This window comes from Caulobacter sp. Root1455 (genome assembly GCF_001426905.1).
Classification (GTDB): Bacteria; Pseudomonadota; Alphaproteobacteria; order Caulobacterales; family Caulobacteraceae; genus Caulobacter.
This window is the reverse complement of sequence record NZ_LMFQ01000022.1, coordinates 163,213-184,977: the sequence shown is the minus strand read 5'-3', so window position 1 is coordinate 184,977 and position 21,765 is coordinate 163,213. Positions and strand designations below refer to the sequence as shown.

17 protein-coding genes and 1 pseudogene are annotated in these 21,765 nt (G+C 67.9%); 16 read left to right on the top strand and 2 right to left on the bottom strand.

The window, feature by feature from the left end; genetic code table 11:
- Positions 1–5: 5 nt before the first annotated feature.
- The 4 genes from ASD21_RS15355 (at position 6) to ASD21_RS15340 (ending at position 4,561) form a co-directional block, all read left to right on the top strand.
- Complete coding sequence (locus ASD21_RS15355) at positions 6–1,379, top strand: glutamine synthetase family protein (protein WP_156398400.1); 1,374 nt, start codon at positions 6–8, stop codon at positions 1,377–1,379.
- Between the two features lie 178 nt (positions 1,380–1,557).
- The gene (locus tag ASD21_RS15350; protein ID WP_056442943.1) at positions 1,558–2,658 is read left to right on the top strand and encodes an ABC transporter substrate-binding protein; all 1,101 of its coding nucleotides are present in this window, start codon (positions 1,558–1,560) and stop codon (positions 2,656–2,658) included.
- Between the two features lie 144 nt (positions 2,659–2,802).
- Positions 2,803–3,690 carry an ABC transporter permease gene (locus ASD21_RS15345; protein WP_056442940.1) on the top strand — a complete coding sequence of 296 codons (888 nt, stop codon included), beginning with the start codon at positions 2,803–2,805 and terminating at the stop codon, positions 3,688–3,690.
- Positions 3,691–3,709: 19 nt separating this feature from the next.
- Positions 3,710–4,561: an ABC transporter permease gene (locus ASD21_RS15340; RefSeq protein WP_056442934.1), complete on the top strand. Its 852-nt coding sequence runs from the start codon at positions 3,710–3,712 to the stop codon at positions 4,559–4,561.
- Between the two features lie 48 nt (positions 4,562–4,609).
- On the opposite strand, the pseudogene ASD21_RS25255 reads toward ASD21_RS15340, so the two are convergent.
- A pseudogene (locus ASD21_RS25255) lies at positions 4,610–4,723 on the bottom strand (hypothetical protein); the annotation flags it as partial.
- Between the two features lie 82 nt (positions 4,724–4,805).
- Between ASD21_RS25255 and ASD21_RS15335 the strand changes: the two are divergent.
- The 12 genes from ASD21_RS15335 (at position 4,806) to ASD21_RS15280 (ending at position 21,109) form a co-directional block, all read left to right on the top strand.
- Positions 4,806–5,876: an ABC transporter ATP-binding protein gene (locus tag ASD21_RS15335; RefSeq protein WP_235524902.1), complete on the top strand. Its 1,071-nt coding sequence runs from the start codon at positions 4,806–4,808 to the stop codon at positions 5,874–5,876.
- Between the two features lie 211 nt (positions 5,877–6,087).
- Positions 6,088–6,888, top strand: coding sequence for a gamma-glutamyl-gamma-aminobutyrate hydrolase family protein (locus ASD21_RS15330; RefSeq protein WP_056442928.1), 801 nt, complete (start codon positions 6,088–6,090; stop codon positions 6,886–6,888).
- 118 nt (positions 6,889–7,006) lie between these two features.
- Positions 7,007–8,410, top strand: a complete 1,404-nt coding sequence (locus ASD21_RS15325; RefSeq protein WP_056442925.1) for an aspartate aminotransferase family protein — start codon at positions 7,007–7,009, stop codon at positions 8,408–8,410.
- Entirely contained in the window at positions 8,407–9,159 is a 753-nt protein-coding gene (locus ASD21_RS24000) for a hypothetical protein (RefSeq protein ID WP_156398393.1), read from the top strand. Before ASD21_RS15325 ends, ASD21_RS24000 begins: the two co-directional genes overlap by 4 nt.
- Positions 9,160–9,622: 463 nt before the next feature.
- The gene (locus ASD21_RS15315) at positions 9,623–11,023 is read left to right on the top strand and encodes a glutamine synthetase family protein (protein ID WP_056442919.1); all 1,401 of its coding nucleotides are present in this window, start codon (positions 9,623–9,625) and stop codon (positions 11,021–11,023) included.
- Between the two features lie 133 nt (positions 11,024–11,156).
- On the top strand, positions 11,157–12,446 hold the full coding sequence (locus tag ASD21_RS15310) for an NAD(P)/FAD-dependent oxidoreductase (protein ID WP_056442915.1): 1,290 nt from the start codon (positions 11,157–11,159) through the stop codon (positions 12,444–12,446).
- 203 nt (positions 12,447–12,649) lie between these two features.
- On the top strand, positions 12,650–14,671 hold the full coding sequence (locus ASD21_RS15305; protein WP_056442912.1) for a tetratricopeptide repeat-containing sulfotransferase family protein: 2,022 nt from the start codon (positions 12,650–12,652) through the stop codon (positions 14,669–14,671).
- 127 nt (positions 14,672–14,798) lie between these two features.
- The gene (locus tag ASD21_RS15300; protein ID WP_056442909.1) at positions 14,799–17,165 is read left to right on the top strand and encodes a TonB-dependent receptor; all 2,367 of its coding nucleotides are present in this window, start codon (positions 14,799–14,801) and stop codon (positions 17,163–17,165) included.
- 271 nt (positions 17,166–17,436) lie between these two features.
- Complete coding sequence (locus tag ASD21_RS15295; RefSeq protein ID WP_056442905.1) at positions 17,437–18,786, top strand: amino acid permease; 1,350 nt, start codon at positions 17,437–17,439, stop codon at positions 18,784–18,786.
- Between the two features lie 185 nt (positions 18,787–18,971).
- Entirely contained in the window at positions 18,972–20,237 is a 1,266-nt protein-coding gene (locus tag ASD21_RS15290) for a Xaa-Pro dipeptidase (RefSeq protein WP_442856980.1), read from the top strand.
- A 249-nt stretch (positions 20,238–20,486) separates the two neighbouring features.
- On the top strand, positions 20,487–20,672 hold the full coding sequence (locus tag ASD21_RS15285) for a hypothetical protein (RefSeq protein WP_056442899.1): 186 nt from the start codon (positions 20,487–20,489) through the stop codon (positions 20,670–20,672).
- A gap of 197 nt (positions 20,673–20,869) precedes the next feature.
- On the top strand, positions 20,870–21,109 hold the full coding sequence (locus ASD21_RS15280; protein ID WP_056442896.1) for a hypothetical protein: 240 nt from the start codon (positions 20,870–20,872) through the stop codon (positions 21,107–21,109).
- Positions 21,110–21,148: 39 nt separating this feature from the next.
- Here the strand turns inward: ASD21_RS15280 and ASD21_RS15275 are convergent, their stop codons facing one another.
- Complete coding sequence (locus ASD21_RS15275) at positions 21,149–21,739, bottom strand: TetR family transcriptional regulator C-terminal domain-containing protein (RefSeq protein ID WP_056442893.1); 591 nt, start codon at positions 21,737–21,739, stop codon at positions 21,149–21,151.
- Between the last annotated feature and the right edge of the window lie 26 nt (positions 21,740–21,765).

Genomic DNA, 21,765 nt, shown 5'->3' with positions numbered 1-21,765 from the left:
CACCCATGGTCGCCGACCCCCAGGAATGCATCGACTTCCTCGCCGCCCATCCGCAGGTGAAGTACGTCGACGTGTTCTTCACCTCCATGACCGGCGTCCCCCGCGGCAAGCGCCTGCGGATTCACGAGCTGCAGGCGGTCTATGACTACGGCCGCTTCCTGCCGGGCTCGATCCTGGTGGTCGACACCAACGGCGCCGACTGCGAGGACACCGGCCTGGTCTGGGAGGACGGCGACGCCGACCGCCGCGCGCGGCCGGTTCCCGGGACCCTGACCCTGGCCCCCTGGCTGGGCCCGGACATGGCCCAGGTGATGCTGTCGCTGTACGAGCTGGACGGGGCCGCCAACGACCTGGACCCGCGCCACGTGCTGCGGCGGGTGCTGGACCGCTTCGCCGCCGACGGCCTGACGCCGGTCGCGGCCTGCGAGCTGGAATACTATCTGGTCGACCAGCAGCGCGGCCCCAACGGCGAGCTGCTGCCGGCCCGCTCCCACCAGACCGGCGAGCGGCCGCACGGGATCCAGGTCTACGGCCTGCCCGAGCTGGAGGCCCACGCCCCCTTCCTGCGCGAGCTGTGGGACGTCTGCGACGTCCTGGGCGTGCCCCTGGAAGGCGCGATCTCGGAGTTCGCCCCGGGCCAGGTGGAGCTGACCCTCAAGCACAAGCCCGACGCCCTGGAGGCCGCCGACGACGCCCTGCGCTACAAGCGGGCCGCCAAGGGCGTGGCCCTGAAGCACGGCTGCGAGGCCACCTTCATGGCCAAACCCTGGGCCGACCAGGCCGGTAACGGCTTCCACGTCCATGTCAGCTTCAACGACGCCGAGGGCCAGAACCTCTGCGCCAGCGACGATCCCGAAGGCTCGCCGCTGCTCAAGCACGCGATCGGCGGCATGAAGGCGCTGATGGCCGACTGCATGGCCATACTGGCGCCCAACGCCAACAGCTATCGCCGCTTCAAGGCCAACAGCTACGCCCCCGTCGCCCCGACCTGGGGCGTCAACAACCGCACGGTGTCCTTGCGGGTGCCGGCCGGCCCGCCGCCGACCCGCCATGTCGAGCACCGCGTGGCGGGCGCCGACGCCAATCCGTACCTGGTGCTGGCCGCGCTGCTGGCCTGCGCCCACCACGGCATTTCCAACAAGATCGATCCGGGGGCGGCGGTGGTCGGCGACGGCTACGCGGCCGCGGCCAAGGAGAAGATCCGCCTGCCCACCGACTGGCACGCGGCGGTGAACCTGTTCGAGGCGTCCGACGTGCTGCGCGACTATCTCGGCGAGCGGTTCGTGGAGATGTTCGTCTCGGTCAAGCGCACCGAACAGGCGCGCTTCGGCGCGGTGGTCACGGCGCTGGATTATGACTGGTATCTGCGCAACGCCTGACGGCGGGGCGCGGAAAGACAAAGAGTACGAGCGCGCAGCGCGAAGATCCGGGACCGACGCGTGAACGCAGGCGCTTCCGGCGGTCCCGGATCGGCGGCCCTTCGGGCCTTGTCCGGGATGACAGGTTTTTTGGGTTGTCGAAATCATCCGTCGTCAGACGAATTCAAGGGGAGACACCATGAGCACCAACCGCATTCTCGGCACACGCCGCTCGCTGCTGACGGCCATGGGCGCCGCGGCCATCGGCATCAGCTTCACCGCCTGCGGCCAGAAGCCCGCCGGCGAGGCGGCCAAGTCGGCCGGCGGCGAGGAAGCCAAGCTGAACTTCTACAACTGGGACACCTATATCGGCGAGACGACGCTGGACGACTTCAAGAAGGCCACCGGCGTCGACGTCAATATGAGCCTGTTCGCCACCAACGACGAACTGTTCGCCAAGCTGAAGGCCGGCAACGCCGGCTACGACGTGATCGTGCCGTCCAACGAGTTCGTCACCCGCATGGGCCAGGCGGGCATGCTGGAGGAACTGGACCACGCCAAGATCCCCAACATCAAGAACATCGACCCGGCCTTCCTCGACCCCGACTACGACAAGGGCCGGAAATACTCGATGCCCTACACCTGGCTGGTGCTGGGCATCGGCTACAACAAGAAGAAGGTGAAGGGCGTCCCCGACAGCTGGAAATATCTGTTCGACAGCGCCCAATATAACGGCCGCATCGCCCTGCTGTCGGAAAGCGCCGACCTGATCCGCCTGGCCGCCAAGTACAAAGGCCACAGCGTCAACAACATCCCGCCCGAGCTGGTCGCCGAGATCGAGCAGATGCTGATCCGCCAGAAGCCCTATGTGAAGGCGTTCCACGACGACAACGGCCAGGACATGCTGATGGCCGGCGATGTGGACCTGGTGCTGGAGTACAACGGCGACATCGCCCAGGCGATGAAGGAGAATCCGGACCTGGACTTCGTGATCCCGAAGGAAGGGTCCCTGCTGAACTCCGACACCCTGTGCATCCCCAAGGGCGCGCCGCGTCCGGACAACGCCCACAAGTTCATCAACTACCTGCTGGACGCCAAGGCCGGGGCCGAGATCTCCAAGACCATCCTCTATCCGACGCCCAACGCGGCGGCCAAGGCGCTGATGCCGGACGACTACAAGAACAACCCCGTGATCTTCCCGTCCGCCGAGGCCCTGGCCAAGTGCGAGTACGGGGCGTTCGAGGGGGCCGAGAAGGCCAGCCAGTACGAGGAAGTCATCACCCGGGTGCGGGCGGCTTAATCGCCCCTCCCCCCGTGGGGGAGGCGATCGCGAAGCGATCGGTGGGGGGAGTTTTAGGGCGGTCGAGATTCGATCACTCCCCCCTCCGTCGGCTTCGCCGACACCTCCCCCACGGGGGGGAGGGACTATTGAAGAGGGACCGACATGGAGCAGAGCTGGAAACAGGCCAAGGCCGTCTTCGCCACGGCGCTCAGCGCGCCGCTGGTGTGGCTGGTGCTGTTCTTCCTGGTCCCGCTGGCCATCGTCTGGGCCTACAGCTTCGGCCACAACGAGGGCCTGACCCAGATCGCCATCACCGGCACGTTCAAGAACTACGCCCGGGCGATCGAGCCGCTGTACCTGAAGATCTTCCTGAAGTCGGCGGGGGCGGCCGCCATCACCACGGGCCTGTGCCTGGTGATCGGCTTTCCGGTGGCCCTGGCCATCACCTTCGCCTCGCAGCGGGCCAAGACCTGGCTCCTGCTGCTGATCATGCTGCCGTTCTGGACGAACCTCTTGATCCGCACCTACGCCCTGATCGCCGTGCTGCGCGACGAGGGCTATATCAACAAGGGCCTGGAGGCGGTCTGGACGCTGGCGGCCAAGGTCGTGCCGCTGGCGCCGTTCCAGCCGCTGGAGATGATGCACACCAATTTCGCGGTGATCGTCGGCCTGGTCTACGTCCACCTGCCGTTCATGGTGCTGCCGCTGTATTCGGCGCTGGACCGCCTGGACAAGTCGCTGCTGGAGGCCAGCCTCGACCTGGGCGCCGGGCACATGCGCACCCTGTTCAAGGTGGTCGTGCCCCTGGCCCTGCCGGGCATCGCCTCGGGGATACTGATCACCTTCATCCCGGCCCTGGGGGCCTATCTGACCCCCGACCTGCTGGGCGGCCCCGACAGCCAGATGATCGCCAACGTCATCGAGCGCCAGTTCAAGCGCGCCAACGACTGGCCCTTCGGCGCGGCCCTGTCGTTCCTGCTGATGTACCTGACCTTCGTGGCGATCGCGGTGCAGGCGCTGCTGTCGCGGAAGAAGGGGGTTGCGGCATGAGTGTGTTCAGGGGCGTCCGATGACCAAGCGCAGTCCCCCCGGTCCGCTCGAATACCTCCGCCGCTGGCAGATGCAGGCCTGGCTGGCGGCCGTGGGGGTGTTCCTCTACGCGCCGCTGATCGCCCTGATGGCCTTCAGCTTCAACGACAGCCGGCGCAACATCGTCTGGAAGGGCTTCACGCTCAAATATTACGACAAGGCCTTCAACGACTCGTCGCTGATCGAGGCCTTCGCCAACTCCCTGACCATCGCGGCCCTGTGCACGGTGCTCAGCGTGGCCCTGGGGGCCATGGTCGCCCTGGTGCTGTGGCGGTTCCGCTTCCCGGGCAAGACCGTGCTGGACGGGGCCCTGGCCCTGCCGATCGTGGTGCCCGAGATCTGCATGGGCGTGGCCATGCTGGTGTTCTTCGCCAAGATCGTGCCCTGGCCCGTGGGCCTGCCCTGGCCGCTGAACCTGGGGGCCATCACCATCGCCCACGTGTCGTTCTCGTTCCCGTTCGTGGCGGTGGTGGTCCGCGCCCGGATGGCCAGCTTCAACCGCGAGATGGAGGAGGCGGCCCGCGACCTGGGGGCCGGCGAGTGGCGCACGATCTGGGACGTCATCCTGCCGCACATGGCCCCCTCGCTGGTGGCCGGCGCCCTGCTGGCCTTCACGCTCAGCCTGGACGACTTCGTGATCACCTTCTTCACCTCGGGACCCGACACCGTGACCTTCCCGGTCAAGGTCTATTCGATGGTCCGCTTCTCGGTGACGCCCGAGGTCAACGCGGCCTCGACGATCCTGATCGTCCTGACCGTGATCCTGACGGCCGTGGCGCTGAAGCTGCAGGGCGATCCGGCGGGCGTGGCCGGACACGGGGACAGCAAATGAGCGGCCGGACGCCCCCTCCGTCGGGCTTCGCCCGCCACCTCCCCGGTTTCACGGGGGAGGAGAAGGTCGGCGTGCTTCCACCTCACCCGCATAGCGGGGGAGGTGGCGCGCTGCGAATACGCAGCGTGACGGAGGGGGCGTCCAGCGGCCGCCCAGCGACTGAGTTTGACGTATCTCGGGGGCAGACGACGTGACCAACCAACCCATCATCACCTTCGAGAACGTCACCAAGCGCTTCGGCAAGATGGCGGCCGTCGATGACGTGACCCTGTCGATCCACGAGGGCGAGTTCTTCTCGCTGCTGGGCCCGTCGGGCTGCGGCAAGACCACCCTGCTGCGGATGCTGGCCGGCTTCGAGACGCCGACCGAGGGCCGGATCCTGATCGACGGCAAGGACGTCAGCCTGGTACCGCCGAACAAGCGGCCCGTGAACATGGTGTTCCAGTCCTACGCCGTGTTCCCGCACATGAGCGTCGCCGACAACGTCGCCTACGGCCTGAAGGTCGACCGCGTCAGCAAGGCCGAGCGCGACCGGCGGGTGGAGGAGGCGCTGGACCTGGTCCAGCTGCACGGCCTGGCCGGCCGCAAGCCCGACCAGCTGTCGGGCGGCCAGCGGCAACGTGTTGCGCTGGCGCGAGCGCTTGTAAAACGGCCGCGCGTGCTGCTGCTGGACGAGCCACTGTCGGCCCTGGACGCCAAGCTGCGCGACCAGATGCGCACCGAGCTGTGCACCCTGCAGGAGAAGGTCGGCATCACCTTCATCATGGTCACCCACGACCAGGACGAGGCCCTGGCCCTGGCGTCGCGCTGCGCGGTGATGAACCGCGGGGTGCTGCAGCAGGTGGCTGGTCCCAGCGACCTCTACGAGTTCCCCAACAGCCGCTTCGTGGCCGACTTCATCGGCAGCGTGAACCTGTTCGAGGGCGTGCTGGCCGTCGACGAGCCCAGCCACGCGGTGGTCCGCTCGCCCGACCTGGACTGCGACATCTTCCTGGACCACGGCGTCACCGGCGCGCGCGGCGGCACGGTCTGGGCGGCGCTGCGGCCCGAGAAGATCGAGCTGCACAAGCGTCCCGACGGCGGCGCCCCGCCGAACATGGGCGACTGCCCGCAAGGTCAGAACGCCGTGGCCGGGGTGATCAAGCACGAGGCCTATCTGGGCGGCCAAAGCGTCTACGAGGTCGAGATCAAGAGCGGCCGGCGGATCAAGGTCACGCGCCCGAACCTGACGCGGTGGGACCAGGAGGACTTCAAGCTGGGCGAGGCGGTTTGGCTGGGCTGGCACGCCTGTTCGCCGGCGGTGTTGTTGAGCTGATGACAGTGGCTCACCCCCTTGCCCCCACCTGGCGGCCGCGCACGCCAAGTCCCTCCCCCCGTGGGGGAGGTGTCGCCCGAAGGGCGACGGAGGGGGGCGTGATCGGCCGCCGGCCGGGTCCACGATCTTCGATCCGACAACTCCCCCCTCCGATCGCTACGCGATCGCCTCCCCCACAGGGGGAGGGACCGCGGTCAGATGGAGGCAGGACATGAGACCCGTCGCCGGGATCATCTGCTGCACCCGCACCGTCGGGATCGAGCCGGCGCAGGCGGTGATGAACCGCTATGTCGCCAATGCGATGAAATACGCCGACGCCGCGGCCCTGCTGGTCCCGTCGATGCCTGAGCTGATGAAGGCTTCGGAGGTCGCCGGCCGCCTGGACGGCTTGATGCTGACCGGCAGCCCGTCCAACCTGGACCCCGCCCTCTACGGCCAGGCCGTCGACGACGCCCCGGGCCCGTTCGACGCGGCGCGCGACACCATGACCGCCGACCTGATCAAGGCCATGCTCGACCTGGGCCGGCCGGTGTTCGGCGTGTGCCGGGGCTTCCAGGAGATCAATGTCGCGTTCGGCGGCACCCTGCGTCGCGACATGGGTCATGGAGAAGGAGGGGGCGCCGACGACCTGATCGCCCACCACGCCCCCGACGAGGTCGATTTCGACGGCATGTTCGACCACGAGCACCGCATCGACCTGACCCCCGGCGGCGTGCTGGCCCGGGCCTTCAACGCCGAGGCGGCCACCGTCAATTCCGTGCACTACCAGGGCGTCGACCGGCTGGGCGAGGGGCTGCTGGTCGAGGCTCGCGCGCCCGACGGCGTGGTCGAGGCGGTTTCGGCCAGGGTCAACGGCGCGCCGGTCCTGGCCGTGCAGTGGCATCCCGAATGGAAGACTGAGCGCAATCCGCAGAGCCAGGCGTTCTTCCAGGTGTTCGGGCGGGCGCTGCGGAGGGAACCCCTCGGTCCGCTCATCCCGGCGAATGCCGGGACCCAGATGGCCAAGCGCTGAGGTGGATCCCATGCACGCCGCGCCCTTCCAATCAGCCCAAGCGCCATAGGATCTGGGTCCCGGCATTCGCCGGGATGAGCGGATTTTAGAGAACAAGAAAAGTCCAGGAGAGCACCCGATGACCGTCCCCATCCGCAACCATGACATCGCCGAGCTCAAGCGCCTGGACCTGGCCCATCACCTGCCGGCCCAGACCGACTACAAGCTGCAGCAGGAACTGGGCGGCAGCCGGATCATCACCCGGGCCGACGGCGTCTACATCCACGACGGGGAAGGCCATCAGATCCTGGACGGCATGGCCGGGCTGTGGTGCGTCAACGTCGGCTACGGGCGCGAGGAGCTGGCCAAGGCGGCCTACGACCAGATGCTGGAGCTGCCGTACTACAACACCTTCTTCAAGACCGCGACGCCGCCGCCGATCCAGCTGGCCGCCAAGATCGCCCAGAAGATGGGCGGCCACCTGACCCACGTCTTCTACAATTCGTCGGGTTCGGAGGCCAACGACACGGTCTTCCGCCTGGCCCGCCACTATTGGAAGCTGAAGGGCCAGCCCAGCCGCACCGTCTTCATCAGCCGCTGGAACGCCTATCACGGCTCGACCGTGGCCGGGGTCTCGCTGGGCGGCATGAAGCACATGCATGCCCAGGGCGACCTGCCGATCGCCGGCGTCGAGCACGTGATGCAGCCCTACCCATTCGGCGAGGGCTTCGGCGAGGATCCCGCCGCCTTCCGCGACCGCGCGGTCAAGGCGATCGAGGACAAGATCCTCGAGGTCGGACCCGAGAACGTCGCGGCCTTCATCGGCGAGCCGGTGCAGGGGGCGGGCGGGGTGATCATCCCGCCGGACGGCTACTGGCCGGCGGTCGAGGCCCTGTGCCGCAAGTACGGGATCCTGCTGGTCTGCGACGAGGTGATCTGCGGCTTCGGGCGCCTGGGCCAGTGGTTCGGCCACCAGCACTACGGGATCAAGCCCGACATGATCGCCATGGCCAAGGGCCTGTCGTCCGGCTACCTGCCGATCAGCGCCGTGGGCGTGGCCGACTTCATCGTCGCCGAGCTCAAGGAAAAGGGCGGCGACTTCATCCACGGCTTCACCTATTCGGGCCACCCGACCGCGGCGGCCGTGGCCCTGAAGAACATCGAGATCATCGAGCGCGAAGGTCTGGTCGAGCGCACCCGCGACGACACCGGCCCCTACCTGGCCAAGGCCCTGGCGACGCTGAACGACCACCCGCTGGTCGGCGAGACCCGCTCGCTGGGCCTGATCGGCGCGGTCGAGATCGTCCGCGAGAAGGGCACCAACCATCGCTTCCTCGACAAGGAGGGCGAGGCCGGGCCGATCGTGCGCGACCTGTGCATCCAGAACGGCCTGATGGTGAGAGCCATCCGCGACAGCATCGTCTGCTGCCCGCCGCTGATCATCACCCACGCCCAGATCGACGACCTGGCGGCGATCATCCGCAAGTCGCTGGACCAGGCCGAGCCGGTGCTGCGGGCGCTTAAGGCGGAGGGTGTGGGGTGAGGGAGGATGAACGCCAACCCTGGGACGCCCTGGATCATGTTGAGATCAACTATGATGCAGGTCGCCCTATGGCCACGTTCGATTACTTCTTCGCGAAATTCAGTTCGAACATAAAATTCTTCCCCCAATTGCCTTCAGTTGAAGGACGGGTAAATGGGTTACTTATTGGAGGGGTGCTGCTTCGATATGCGGCGCGTGCCGAGGAACATTTTCGAGCTGCGATTGCGCGACATAAAATAGAAGTTCGAGATGGTCAGGTTTCAAAGATTGTTTCGCGTGATGATCTTGAATCCATGATATATTTTATGAGGAGAAGCGTGGACCTCCTTGTTCAACTTTATTGTTTGAGTTTTTCAGAAGACAAATCGGCGATTGAAGTCGATTCCATTGGTAGGGCGCTCACGCTGAAGGGGGCGGGGCGGGCTAGAAACGCGGACATGATCGCGGTGCTTTTTGGCGACGTCGCTGGACGGGAGCCGGACAGAACGAATTTCCTCAGCATTTTGAATGGCATATCAAATTCCTACAAGCATGGGTTTTTGATTTCGGAGAGCGATGTCTTTCGTGCTGTAGAATTTCCAAATATTGTTCTTTTCGAATATAAGAACAATAAATTCAGCAATGCCGCAATTGTCCATAATCACAATGCTTGTCACATAATGATGGGGTTTCAGGACGCGATCAGGCGGATACTCAAAAACGCGGGTGCCCTGCCAAACGCTTGGGCGGAGCTGCAAAGTGCTGGCTGACTCATTAGCCCGCAATGGCATTAGCCAGTGTGCGGTCGCTCGTTTGAGCCAATGAGCTTTGTCTGTCGTCGGTGAATGAAAAAGGGCCGTGTCTATGAGCGAAGAAGAGTTTGAGCGTCTGAGGCGCCAGGAAGCCGAACTCCGCGCCCAGGTCGTCGGGTTCAGCGCGGCCGATAATCTTAGCCGTGACCAACTCCATGAACGAGGCGTCGATGTCCGCCCATCGGTCGTGCCTGCGCCTCCGGACGACCAATAATGTGACAACCCCTTCTCCCCTTGCGGGAGAAGGTGGCCTCGCGGCGCGAGGTCGGATGAGGGGTCGATAGTCGGCGCCGCCGCGACGGTGGGCCGACCGGGCGCGGCCAATGCCAGCGCGACCCCTCATCCGGCGCTTCGCGCCACCTTCTCCCGCAAGGGGAGAAGGATAGACTGACGAACGCTTCCCTCAGACCCCCCGGGTGTCATGAAGTACAAAGAAAAGAAATCCAAACCCGCCCCCAAGACGACCCGTGGGGTCGCATCCCTCGACGAGGCCAAGGACTGGTTCGCGCGGCAGAACATCGAGGAGATCGAGTGCGTCGTGCCCGACCTGGCCGGCGTGGCGCGGGGCAAGATCATGCCGGTGCGCAAGTTCCTGGGCGCGCCGTCGATGAACCTGCCGCTGGCGGTGTTCTACCAGACCATCACCGGCGACTTCCCCGAGTTCGAGGGGGCGGTCAACGCGGTGCAGTCCGACACCGACATCTTCCTGACCCCGGACCTGGCCACCCTGGCCGTGGTGCCCTGGGCCCAGGACCCGACCGCCCAGGTGATCCACGACGCCTTCCACCCCGACGGCCGGCCGGTCGAGGAGAGCCCGCGCCAGGTGCTGCGCCGGGTGGTGGCCCTCTATCGCGAGAAGGGCTGGGAGCCGATCGTGGCGCCCGAGATCGAGTTCTACCTGGTCGACAAGAACACCGACCCCGACTACCCGCTGAAGCCGCCGATCGGCCGTTCCGGCAGGCCGGAAACCGGCCGCCAGGGCTATTCGATCGCGGCGGTCAACGAGTTCGACGCCCTGTTCGAGGACATGTACGAGTACTCCGAACGCCAGGGCCTGGAGATCGACACCCTGATCCACGAGAGCGGCGTGGCCCAGATGGAGATCAACCTGCGGCACGGCGCGCCGCTGGAGCTGGCCGACCAGGTGTTCATGTTCAAGCGCACCATCCGCGAGGTGGCGCTGGAGCACGAGATCTACGCCACCTTCATGGCCAAGCCGATGGCCGCCGAGCCCGGCAGCGCCATGCACATCCACCAGTCGATCCTGGGCGCGGACGGCGAGAACCTGTTCTCGGATCCCAAGTCCGGCGACGCCACCCCGCTGTTCTACGCCTTCATCGCCGGCCAGCAGCGCTACCTGCCGGCGATCATGGCCATACTGGCGCCGTACGTGAACTCCTACCGCCGGATCGCCCGGGACAGCGGCGCCCCGGTCAACACCCAGTGGGGCTACGACAACCGCACCTGCGGCCTGCGCGTGCCGCCGTCCGACCCGGCCAACCGGCGTCTGGAGAACCGCATCCCCTCGTCGGACGCCAATCCCTATCTGGCCATCGCCGCGACCCTGGCGGCCGGCTATCTGGGCATGACCCAGAACCTGTCGCCGACCGCGCCCGTGGACACCGACGCCAGCGTGCGCGGCATCGAACTGCCCCGCAGCCTGCTGGAGTCGGTGGCCCTGTTCGAGGCCGCCAAGCCGCTGGTCGACCTGCTGGGCGCGACGTTCTGCAACGCCTACGCCACGGTCAAACAGGCCGAGTACGAGACCTTCATGCGCACGATCAGCCCGTGGGAGCGGGAGTTTTTGTTGCTGAATGTGTGAGGTTCGGGCGGTGAACACTTGCCCCCTACGGGCCGCTTCGCGGCCGTCTTCCCCCACAGGGGGAAGAGGACGGGTGTCCTCCGCCCCCTATGGGGGCGGACAGGCGGCGCAGCCGCCAGGTGGGGGCAAGTAGGTGTTCGCCAACACCGGCCACCCCGCCACCTCGTGGTACGCCGCCACCGCCACGCCCTTCCCGACGCTCCCCGAGCTCCAACAGGACGCCCGCGCCGACGTCTGCGTGGTCGGCGCCGGCTACACCGGCCTCGGCGCCGCGCTCGAGCTGGCCCGGCGCGGGGTGTCGGTCGTCGTGCTGGAGGCCGCCCAGGTCGGCAGCGGCGGGTCGGGGCGCAACGGCGGCCAGGTCCATACAGGCCAGCGCAACGACCAGGCCTGGCTGGAGAAGCGACTGGGCCGCGACGACGCCCTGCGCCTGTGGACGATGAGCCAGGACGCTCGGGCCCACCTGCTGGGCCTGATCGCCGCGCACGGCATCGCCTGCGACTTCGTGCCCGGCATGATCCACGCCCGCCACCGCGAGGGCGGCGAGGACGAGGACGCGGCCCATATCGACTTCATGCGGGACCGCTACGGCTACGACCAGCTGGCTCCGATCGGCGAGGCCGCCCTGGCGCGCGAGCTGGGGACGGACGTCTATCACGGCGGCCTGATCGACCACGGCGGCGGCCACCTGCATCCGCTGAACCTGGCCCTGGGCATGGCCCGGGCGGCGAGGACGGCGGGGGCGGTGATCCACGAGCGGACCCGCGCCACGGCCTGGCGGCGCGAGGGCGGCGCGATCGTCGTCGAAACTCCGCGGGGCCAGGTGACCTGCGACCAACTGATCCTGACCGGCGACGGCTATCTGGACGACCTGGCCGGCGGCGCGGCCCGGGCGCGGGTCATGCCGATCAACAACTTCATCCTGGCCACCGAGCCGCTCGGCGAGCGGGCGGACCAGATCATCCGCTCCAACGCCGCCGTCGCCGACAGCCGGTTCGTGATCAACTATTTCCGCAAGTCCCCCGACGGCCGGCTGATCTTCGGCGGCGGCGAGAACTACCGGCCGGGCTTCCCGCCGGACCTTAAGGCCTTCGTGCGGCGGCGCATGCTGCGGGTCTATCCTGACCTGGCCGACGTGAAGGTGAGCCACGCTTGGGGCGGGACCCTGGGCATCACCGTCCACCGCGCCCCGTTCGTCCGCGAACTGGCCCCGGGCGTGCGGATCGCCGCCGGCTATTCGGGCCAGGGGGTGGTGCTGGCGCCCTGGTTCGGCAAGCTGCTGGCCGACGCGGCGCTGGGCGAGGGGGAGGGGGTCGAGCTGCTGACCCGGCTTCCCACGCCGCCGTTCCCGGGCGGGCGGTGGCTGCGGTGGCCGCTGACCGTGGCGGGGTTGAGCTGGTATGCGTTGAGGGATCGGATGTGAGGCGGTGGCTCACCCACTTGCCCCCACCTGACGGCTTCGCCGTCTGTCCGCCCCCATAGGGGGCGGAGGACGCCCGCGCCCGCGCCGGCGTCCTCTTCCCCCTTTGGGGGAAGACGGTCGCGACGCGACCCGTAGGGGGCAAGTGCTCGCGGGCAAGGCGCGGCTGATTGACAACCCCACCGCCCCATCATCCCATCCTCCTCATGCAGTCCCAGACCACCGAGCCCTCCGGCAGCGTCGCCACCGCCCTGGCCCACGCCCAGCGCCTGCTGGCCGTCGATCCGCGTCTGGCCGCCGAGCAGGCGATGGCGATCCTGGAGGCCGTGCCGCGTCACGCCGAGGCGGTGCTCATTCTGGCGACAGCCTTGCGGCTGTCGGGTGACCTCCAGCAGGCCCTGCGGGTGGTCGATCCCCTGGCCCGGGCCTTCGCCCAGTCGCCGCCGATCCAGCTGGAGCACGGCCGGATCCTGGCCGCCGCCGGCCAGACCCAGGCCGCGATCGCCGCCTTCAAGCGCGCGCTCGCCGCCGAGCCGGACCTGGCCGACGCCTGGCGCGGCCTGGCCGAGGCCCTGGAGCTGGTCGGCGACGACGCCGGCGCCCAGGCCGCCCGGGCCCGGCAGATCAAGGGCGGGGTCCGCGACCCGGTGCTGATGACCGCCGCCGTCGCCCTGGTCGAGGAGAAGCCCGGCGAGGCCGAGAAGATCCTGCGCGGGCTGCTGGAGACCCGTCCCGACGAGCCGGCGGCGATCCGCATGCTGGCCGAGGCCGCGGCGAGGCTGGGCCGCCAGGAGGAGGCCGAGACCCTGCTGGTCCGCTGCCTGGAGATCGCCCCCGGCTTCACCGCCGCCCGCCACAACCTGGCCACCGTGCTCTACCGGCTGGGACGCTCGGAGGAGGCCCTGGTCCAGCTGGACCAGCTGCTGGCCGAGGCGCCGCGCAATCCGGCCTATCTCAATCTGAAGGCCGCCGCCCTGGCGCGGATCGGCGAATACGCCCAGTCGATCGCCATCTTCGAGGACGTGCTGGCCCGCTATCCGCAGCAGCCCAAGGGATGGATGAGCTACGGCCACGCCCTGAAGACCGTCGGCCGCTCGGCCGATTGCGTGGCCGCCTACCGCAAGGCCGTCGACCAGGCCCCGTCGCTGGGCGAGGCCTGGTGGAGCCTGGCCAACATGAAGACCTACCGCTTCAGCGACGCCGACCTGGCGGACATGGAAGGCCAGCTGGCGCGCGAGGACCTGTCCGACGACGACCGCCTGCACCTGGACTACGCCCTGGGCAAGGCCCACGAGGACGCCGGGCGCTACGCCGAGTCGTTCGGCCACTACGTCAAGGGCGCGGCGCTGCGGCGGGCCCAGATCCACTACGACCCGGCGGTGATGGCCAAGCACGTGGCCCGCAGCAAGGCGGCGCTGACGGCGGGGCTGTTCGCGTCGAAGGCCGGCCAGGGCTGCCCGGCGCCCGATCCGATCTTCGTCCTGGGCCTGCCGCGGGCCGGTTCGACCCTGGTCGAGCAGATCCTGGCCAGCCACTCGGCGGTGGAGGGCACGATGGAGCTGCCCGACGTCACCGCGATGGCCCGCCGGCTGAGCGGGGCCAAGACCGCCAAGGACGAGTCGGCCTATCCCGAGATCCTGGCCACGCTAAGTCCCGAGGATCTCAAGGCGCTGGGGGAGGAGTTCCTCGCGCGCACCCGGGTGCAGCGCAAGACCGACCGGCCGTTGTTCATCGACAAGATGCCCAACAACTTCGCCCACATCGGCCTGATCGCCCTGATGCTGCCCAACGCCAAGATCATCGACGCGCGGCGCCACCCGATGGGCTGCTGCTTCTCGGGCTTCAAGCAGCACTTCGCCCGCGGCCAGAACTTCAGCTACGGCCTGGAGGACATCGGCCGCTACTACGCCGACTATGTGGAGCTGATGGCCCATTTCGACGCCGTGCTGCCGGGCCGGGTGCATCGGGTGATCTACGAATTGATGATCGAGGATCCGGAGGCCGAGATCCGCGCCCTGCTGGAGTATTGCGGCCTGCCGTTCGAGGACGCCTGCCTGAACTTCCACGAAAACGACCGCGCCGTGCGCACCGCAAGCTCAGAGCAGGTTCGCCGGCCCATCTTCAAGGACGCGGTCGAGCATTGGCAGAACTACGAATCGTGGCTGGAGCCGCTGAAGACCGCTTTGGGACCGGTGCTTTCCAGTTATCCGGCCGCGCCTGAATTTTGATCAGCCGCTTCGCACCCTGCCATTTCTGCAACAGTCGGCCGAATTGACGTTCGTTTGAATTTTGATCCTTGCGGGGACCAAATTCGAAGGAGAGCATCGTTCACCTAACCTGTTCGGGGGAGCGATAATGCCGTTGACCAAGCGTAACACGCACGGATCGTCCAAGACGGCGATTTGGACCACAGCCCTGCTGGCGACCTCGATGCTTACGGGCGTGGCGGCCCAGGCCCAGACCGCGCCCCAGGGCGCCCCGAGCGGATCGGTGGCCCTGGAAGAGGTGGTGGTCACCGCTCAGAAGCGCTCGGAAAACCTGCAGGACGTGCCGATCAGCATCCAGGCGCTGGGGACCAAGACCCTGGAAGAGCGCCACATCACCGGCCTGAACGACTACATCAAGTTCCTGCCCAGCGTGTCGATCCAGACCACCTCGCCGGGCTTCTCCAGCGTGTTCATGCGCGGCATCGTCAGCGGCGACAACGCCAACCACTCGGGCCCGCTGCCCACGGTCGGCACCTATCTGGACGAGCAGCCGATCACCACGATCCAGGGCGCGCTGGACCTGCACATCTACGACATCGCCCGGGTCGAGGCCCTGGCCGGGCCGCAGGGCACGCTGTACGGCGCCAGCTCGCAGGCCGGCACGGTGCGGATCATCACCAACAAGCCCAGCACCGCGGGCTTCAGCGCCGGCTACGACCTGGAGGCCAACACCATCGCCCACGGCGACGCGGGCTATGTGGCCGAGGGCTTCGTCAACCAGCCGATCAGCGACTCGATCGCCGTGCGCCTGGTCGGCTGGGCCGAGCACGACGGCGGCTATATCGACAACGTGCCCAACAGCCTGTTCTTCCCCACCTCGGGCGTGACGATCAACAACGCCGCGCGGGCCAAGGAGAACTACAACGACGTCGACACCTACGGCGGCCGGGCCGCCCTGCGCATCGAGCTGGGCGAGAACTGGGTGGTCACCCCGACCATCATGGGCCAGCAGCAGAAGGTCGGGGGCCTGTTCTCCTACGATCCGTCGCTGGGCGACCTGAAGGTGGGCCACTTCTATCCGGAGAACTCCGACGACAAGTGGGCCCAGGCGGCCCTGACCGTCGAGGGCCAGATCGCCAATCTCGACGTCACCTACGCCGGCTCGTACCTGAAGCGCGAGGTCGACTCCCACTCCGACTACACCGACTACTCGTACTTCTACGACACCATGACCACCTACGGCGCCTACTGGACCGACGACGCCGGCAACCCGGTCAATCCGGCCCAGTACATCAACGGCAACGACCGCTATTCCAAGGTCAGCCACGAAATCCGCGTCGCCAGCCCGCAGGAGAACCGCCTGCGCTTCGTGGCCGGCGTGTTCTACCAGCGCCAGACCCACGGCATCACCCAGGACTACAAGATCGACGCCATCGGCGAGTCGATCTCGGTGCCGGGCTATCCGCACACCATCTGGCTGACCAAGCAGAAGCGGGTGGACCGCGACGAGGCCGTCTTCGGCGAGCTGGCCTATGACATCACCGACCAGCTGACGATCACCGGCGGCATCCGGTTCTTCAAGGCGCACAACACCCTGAAGGGCTTCTTCGGCTATGGCGCGGGCTACAGCAGCAACACCGGCGAGGCCAAGTGCTTCACCGGGCCCGAGATCGCCGGCTCGCCGTGCACCAATCTCGACAAGGGCATCAAGGAAGACGGCAACTCGCCCAAGGTGACCGTGACCTACAAGGTCACGCCCGACAAACTGATCTACGCCACCTATTCCGAGGGCTTCCGGCCCGGCGGCATCAACCGCCGCGGCACGATCCCGCCCTACACGTCCGACTACCTGAAGAACTACGAGGCGGGGTGGAAGACCACCTGGCTCGAGAACCGCCTGCGCTGGAACGGCTCGGTCTATCTGGAAAAGTGGCAGGACTTCCAGGTCGGCCTGCTGGGGGCCAACGGCCTGACCGAGATCCGCAACGCCGGCGCGGCCGAGGTCAAGGGCGTCGAGACCGACGTCAACTGGGCGATCGCCCAGGGCTGGACCCTGAACGCCTCGGGCGCCTACACCAGCGCCCACCTGACCGAGGACTTCTGCGAGGACCTGATCAACGGCTGCGCCGCCACCGGACCGGACGCGCCGGACGGCTCGGTGCTGCCGATCACCCCCAAGCTGAAGTTCAACCTGACCACGCGCTACGAGTGGGACATCGGCGACCTGCAGGCCCACGTCCAGGGCTCGGCGGTCTATCAGAGCGGCAGCTGGACCGACCTGCGGATCCAGGAGCGCGAGATCATCGGCCGCCAGAACGGCTACACGACCGCCGACTTCACGGCCGGGATCGCCCGCGATTCCTGGACGCTGGAGGCCTATATCAAGAACGCCTTCGACAAGCGCGCCAGCCTCTATCGCTACGCCGAGTGCATCGAGACGGTCTGCGGCGGCCGCACCTATGTGGTGCCCAACCAGCCGCGGCTGATGGGCATCAAGTTCGGGCAGCGGTTCTAGGGTCTGATGCTCCCTTCCCCCTTGATGGGGGAAGGGCTCGCATATGGATTTGCGGTGAAAAAAGCTGTCATCCCGGACAAGCCCGGCGCAAGCCGGGCGCCGATCCGGGACCGCCGGAAACGCATGCGTTCACGCGTCGGTCCCGGATCTTCGCGCTGCGCGCTCGTCCGGGATGACAGTCGTTTTGGATCATCTGCGACGCCCCTGCCCGCGAGGGGAGAAGGGCTTTCGATGGATGGACGCGCGACCCGCGCCGTGAAAGCGTAACCGCATGACAGCGACCCCCCAGAAGGTCCCCATCCCCAAGATCACCGCCCCGCGCGCCCCCTCCTCGCGAGAATTGGGCTTCTGGATGTGCACGGCCCTGGTGGTCGGCAACATGATCGGCTCGGGGGTGTTCATGCTGCCCGCGTCCCTGGCCCCCTACGGCTGGAACGCGGTGTTCGGCTGGCTGCTGACCATCGGCGGCGCCGTCTGCCTGGCCTTTGTGTTCGCCGGCCTGGCGCGCGAATTCCCCAAGGCCGGCGGGCCCTACGCCTACACCCAGGAAGCCTTCGGGCCGCTGGTCGGGTTCATGGTGGCCTGGAGCTACTGGATCTCGCTTTGGGTCGGCAACGCCGCCATCGCCACCGGGGCGGTCAGCTATCTGTCGGCGATCTTCCCGGCCATCGCCGAGGTTCCGGGCCTGCACCTGCTGGTCACCCTGGGCGCGGTCTGGCTGATGGTGGCGATCAACATCGCCGGCGCCCGCCTGGCCGGCGGGGTGCAGGTGGTGACCACCGTGCTCAAGCTGCTGCCGCTGGTCGCCGTGGCCGGCCTGGCCTTCTGGGTGATCGGCCGCGACCACGGGGCCAGCCTGACGCCGTTCCGCGCCGCCGACATCCATCCGGGCGGGATCACCGCCGCCGGGGCCCTGACGCTGTGGGCCCTGCTGGGGCTGGAGTCGGCCACCGTGCCGGCCGGCAAGGTGGTCGATCCGGTCCGCACCATCCCCCGCGCCACCCTGGTGGGCACGGTGTTCACCGGCGTGATCTACCTGCTGGTCTGCTCGGCGGTGGTCCTCTTGATGCCGACCGACACCCTGAAGGTCTCCAACGCCCCGCTGTCGGACTTCGTGGGCCTCTACTGGGGCGGAAACGCCGGCAAGATCCTGGCCCTGTTCGCGGCGATCAGCGCCTTCGGGGCCCTGAACGGCTGGGTGCTGCTGCAGGGCGAGATGCCCTACGCCATGGCCAAGGGCGGGGTGTTCCCGGCCTTCCTGGCCAAGGAGTCGGCGCGCGGCGCGCCCGTCCGCGCCCACCTGCTGTCGGCCGGCTTTCTCACTGTCCTGGTGCTGATGAACTACGCCAAGTCGATGGCCGACCTGTTCACCTTCATCGCCCTGGTGGCCACCACGGCCTCGCTGTTCGCCTATCTGGCCTGCGCCCTGGCGGCGCTGAAGCTGCAGGCCAGCCGCCGCATCGCCCCGACCGCGGCCCTGACGGTGATCGCCCTGCTGGCCGGCGTCTATTCGGTCTGGACCCTGGTGGGGGCCGGCGGCCAGGCGGTGCTGCTGGGCGTGGGCCTGCTGGCCGTCGGCGCGCCGTTCTACTGGCTGACGCGGGGGCGGGGGGCCAAGTGACCAACGGATGATTTTTTGATCCGCTCATCCCGGCGAATGCCGGGACCCAGATCCCATGGCGGTGTGTCGGGTTGGAAGGGCTCAGAGCTTTTGGCGTCAGCCACACCGCCATTCCATCTGGGTCCCGGCATTCGCCGGGATGAGCGGTTAGAGAGAGATTGCTTATGACCGTACGCACGATCCTGATGGCCGCCGCCCTGGCGCTCGCGCCGCTCGCCGCCCCCACGGTGTCTTGGGCCGCCCCCCTCTACGTCCACGCCGGCAAGCTGGTCGACACCCTGCAGGGCAAGGTCCTGACCGACCAGCTGATCAAGATCGACGGCGAGCGGATCGTCTCGGTCGCGCCGTGGAAGACCGCCCCGACCGACGGCAAGGTCATCGACTGGTCGACCCGCATGGTGCTGCCCGGCCTGATCGACATGCACACCCACCTGGTCGACCAGGAGCAGACCGAGAACATCGCCGAGCCGCTGCTGACCACCGCCGCCTACCAGGCCTATATCGGCGCCGCCCATGCCCGCGCGACCCTGGAGGCCGGCTTCACCAGCGTGCGCGACGTCGGGACCTGGCGGGCGTTCGGCGACGTCGCCCTGCGCGACGCCATCGACGCCGGCCTGGTGCCCGGCCCCCGCATGTCGGTGGCCGGCGCCTACATCACCATCCCCGGCGGCGGCGGCGAGATCACCGGCCTCGCCGACGACGTGAAGATCCCCGACGAGATGCGGGCCGGCGTGGTCGTCGACGCCGCCGACGCCCGGCGCAAGGCGGCCAACATCCTGGCCCACCACGCCGACTTCCTGAAGCTGATCGCCACCGGCGCGGTCCTGACGGTCGGCACCGAGCCGGGCCAGCAGGAGCTGACCGAGGACGAGATGCGGGCCGCCGTCGAGGAGGCCGCCCGTCGCGGAACCTACGCCACCGCCCACGCCCACGGGGCCGAGGGCATGAAGTCGGCCATGCGGGCGGGGGTGCGCTCGATCGAGCACGGCTCGCTGATGGACGACGAGGCCATCGCCATGATGAAGGCCAAGGGCGTGTTCCTGGTGGCCGACATCTATGACGGCGACTGGATCGACGCCTACGGCAAGGCCCACGCCTGGCCGGCCGAGACCCTGCGCAAGAATTTCGAGACCACCGAGGCCCAGCGCGAGGGGTTCCGCAAGGCGGTCAAGGCCGGGGTCAAGATCGCCTACGGCACCGACGCCGGCGTCTATCCCCATGGCCTGAACGCCCGCCAGCTGCCCTACATGGTCAAGTACGGCATGACCCCGATGCAGGCCATCCAGTCGGCGACCACCGTGGCCGCCGAGTTGATGAAGAAGACCGACGTCGGCGCCGTGGCGCCGGGCCGCTACGCCGACCTGATCGCCGTCGACGGCGACGCGATCGCCGACATCGCGGTGCTGGAGCATGTCAGCGCGGTGATGAAGGGCGGGGTGGTGGTGAAGTAACCCTCTCCCGGAGGGGAGAGGGAGGGGCCCGCCGCGTAGCGGTGGGAGGGTGAGGGGTTAGGGACGGCTGACGGCGCGCCGGCACGCCGGTCGAGGGCGTAACCCCTCATCCTCCCACGCCTGCGGCGCGGGCCCCTCCTTCTCCCCTCCGGGAGAAGGTTTTCCGGACCTGCGACATAGTATCGTTGAGCGAAACGCAACCTACAACTTAAGCGCCTCGTTAACCTTTTGAGGCGCAGCGTCCGTATCATGATCACTCGCCTCCTCACCGCCACCGGTCGTCTGGTCGTCTCGTTCGGCGCGGCCTTGCCGCTCGGCGATCGTCTCCTCGATTCCCGCTTCAGCGACGACGAGGGCGAGCACCTGATGTGGGGCCTGGGCTTCTATGTCAGCCTGATCCTTGCCGTGGTCTCGCTGTTCGCCTGGAAGCACTGACGAATCCCCAGCGATTCCAAGCGCGATAAGGGATTTCGCGGCCAGCCGCCGCAATCCTGCCCGCGGAGTGACCATAGATCCCCTTGGCTCGGCTCCTGCAGTGTGCAATGCAACACAATGTTGCTGTGCAGCATTGATACAGCTGTCACGCAGACGCCGTAAGACCGACGCTGAGTGAGCACCAAGGAGTGAGTACCATGGCCGCCGAACACACCTATTTCGTTCGCCCCGTCTCCGGCGTCTGGCACGTCACCTGGAACGACACGCTGGAGCTGATCGGCTCCTACCCCGCCCAGCCCGAGGCCGTCGGCGTGGCCGAGATGCTGGCCCGGCACATGCGCGCCCAGGGCAAGACCGCCCGGGTCCAGGTGTCCGAACCCGAAGCCCGCCGCGCCAACTGGGGCCGCACCAACATGGGCGCCCAGGCCGCGGCCTAGTCACCGAACTCACCCTCTCCCCTCCGGGAGAGGGTGTTTTTATTTCAGATACCCCGCCGCCAGGCGCTCGGCGATCGCCCCCGCCTCGGCCGGGCTGAACACCGTCGCGTCCAGGCACAGCTCCAGCCACAGCCCATCGACCACGGCCGTGAGGCCGATCGCCGCCAATCGCGCCTCGACCCGCGGATCGCAGGCCGTCAGCAATTCCTCCAGCCGCGCGCGGTAGCCGGCATAGGTCCGCCGGTGGATGGCGGCGATGGCCGGGTCGACCTTGACCCGGCTCCAGAAGGCCAGCCAGGTGGCCAGCAGATCCGGGTCCAGCACCGGCGGGGCGAAGCTGGCGGTCAGATAGGCCGACAGGCGCTTGCGGGGGTCCGATCCCGCCGCCGCGACCGCCGCCTCCAGCGCCGCGTCGATCCGCGCCCCGGTCGCCTCGTAGGCCGCGGCGACCAGCGCGTCCACGCCCTCGAAATAGTGCCGCAGCAGCCCGGCGCTGACCCCCGCCTCGGCGCAGATCGTCCGCACGGAAGCGCCGGCCACGCCCCTGGCGGCCAGCACGCGCGAGGCGGCCTCGATCAGGGCGGCGCGGCGGACGTCGGGGGTTTCGCGGGTGAACGGGGCGCGGGTCATGGGTGAAGGCTTGAGCGTTCGCGAAA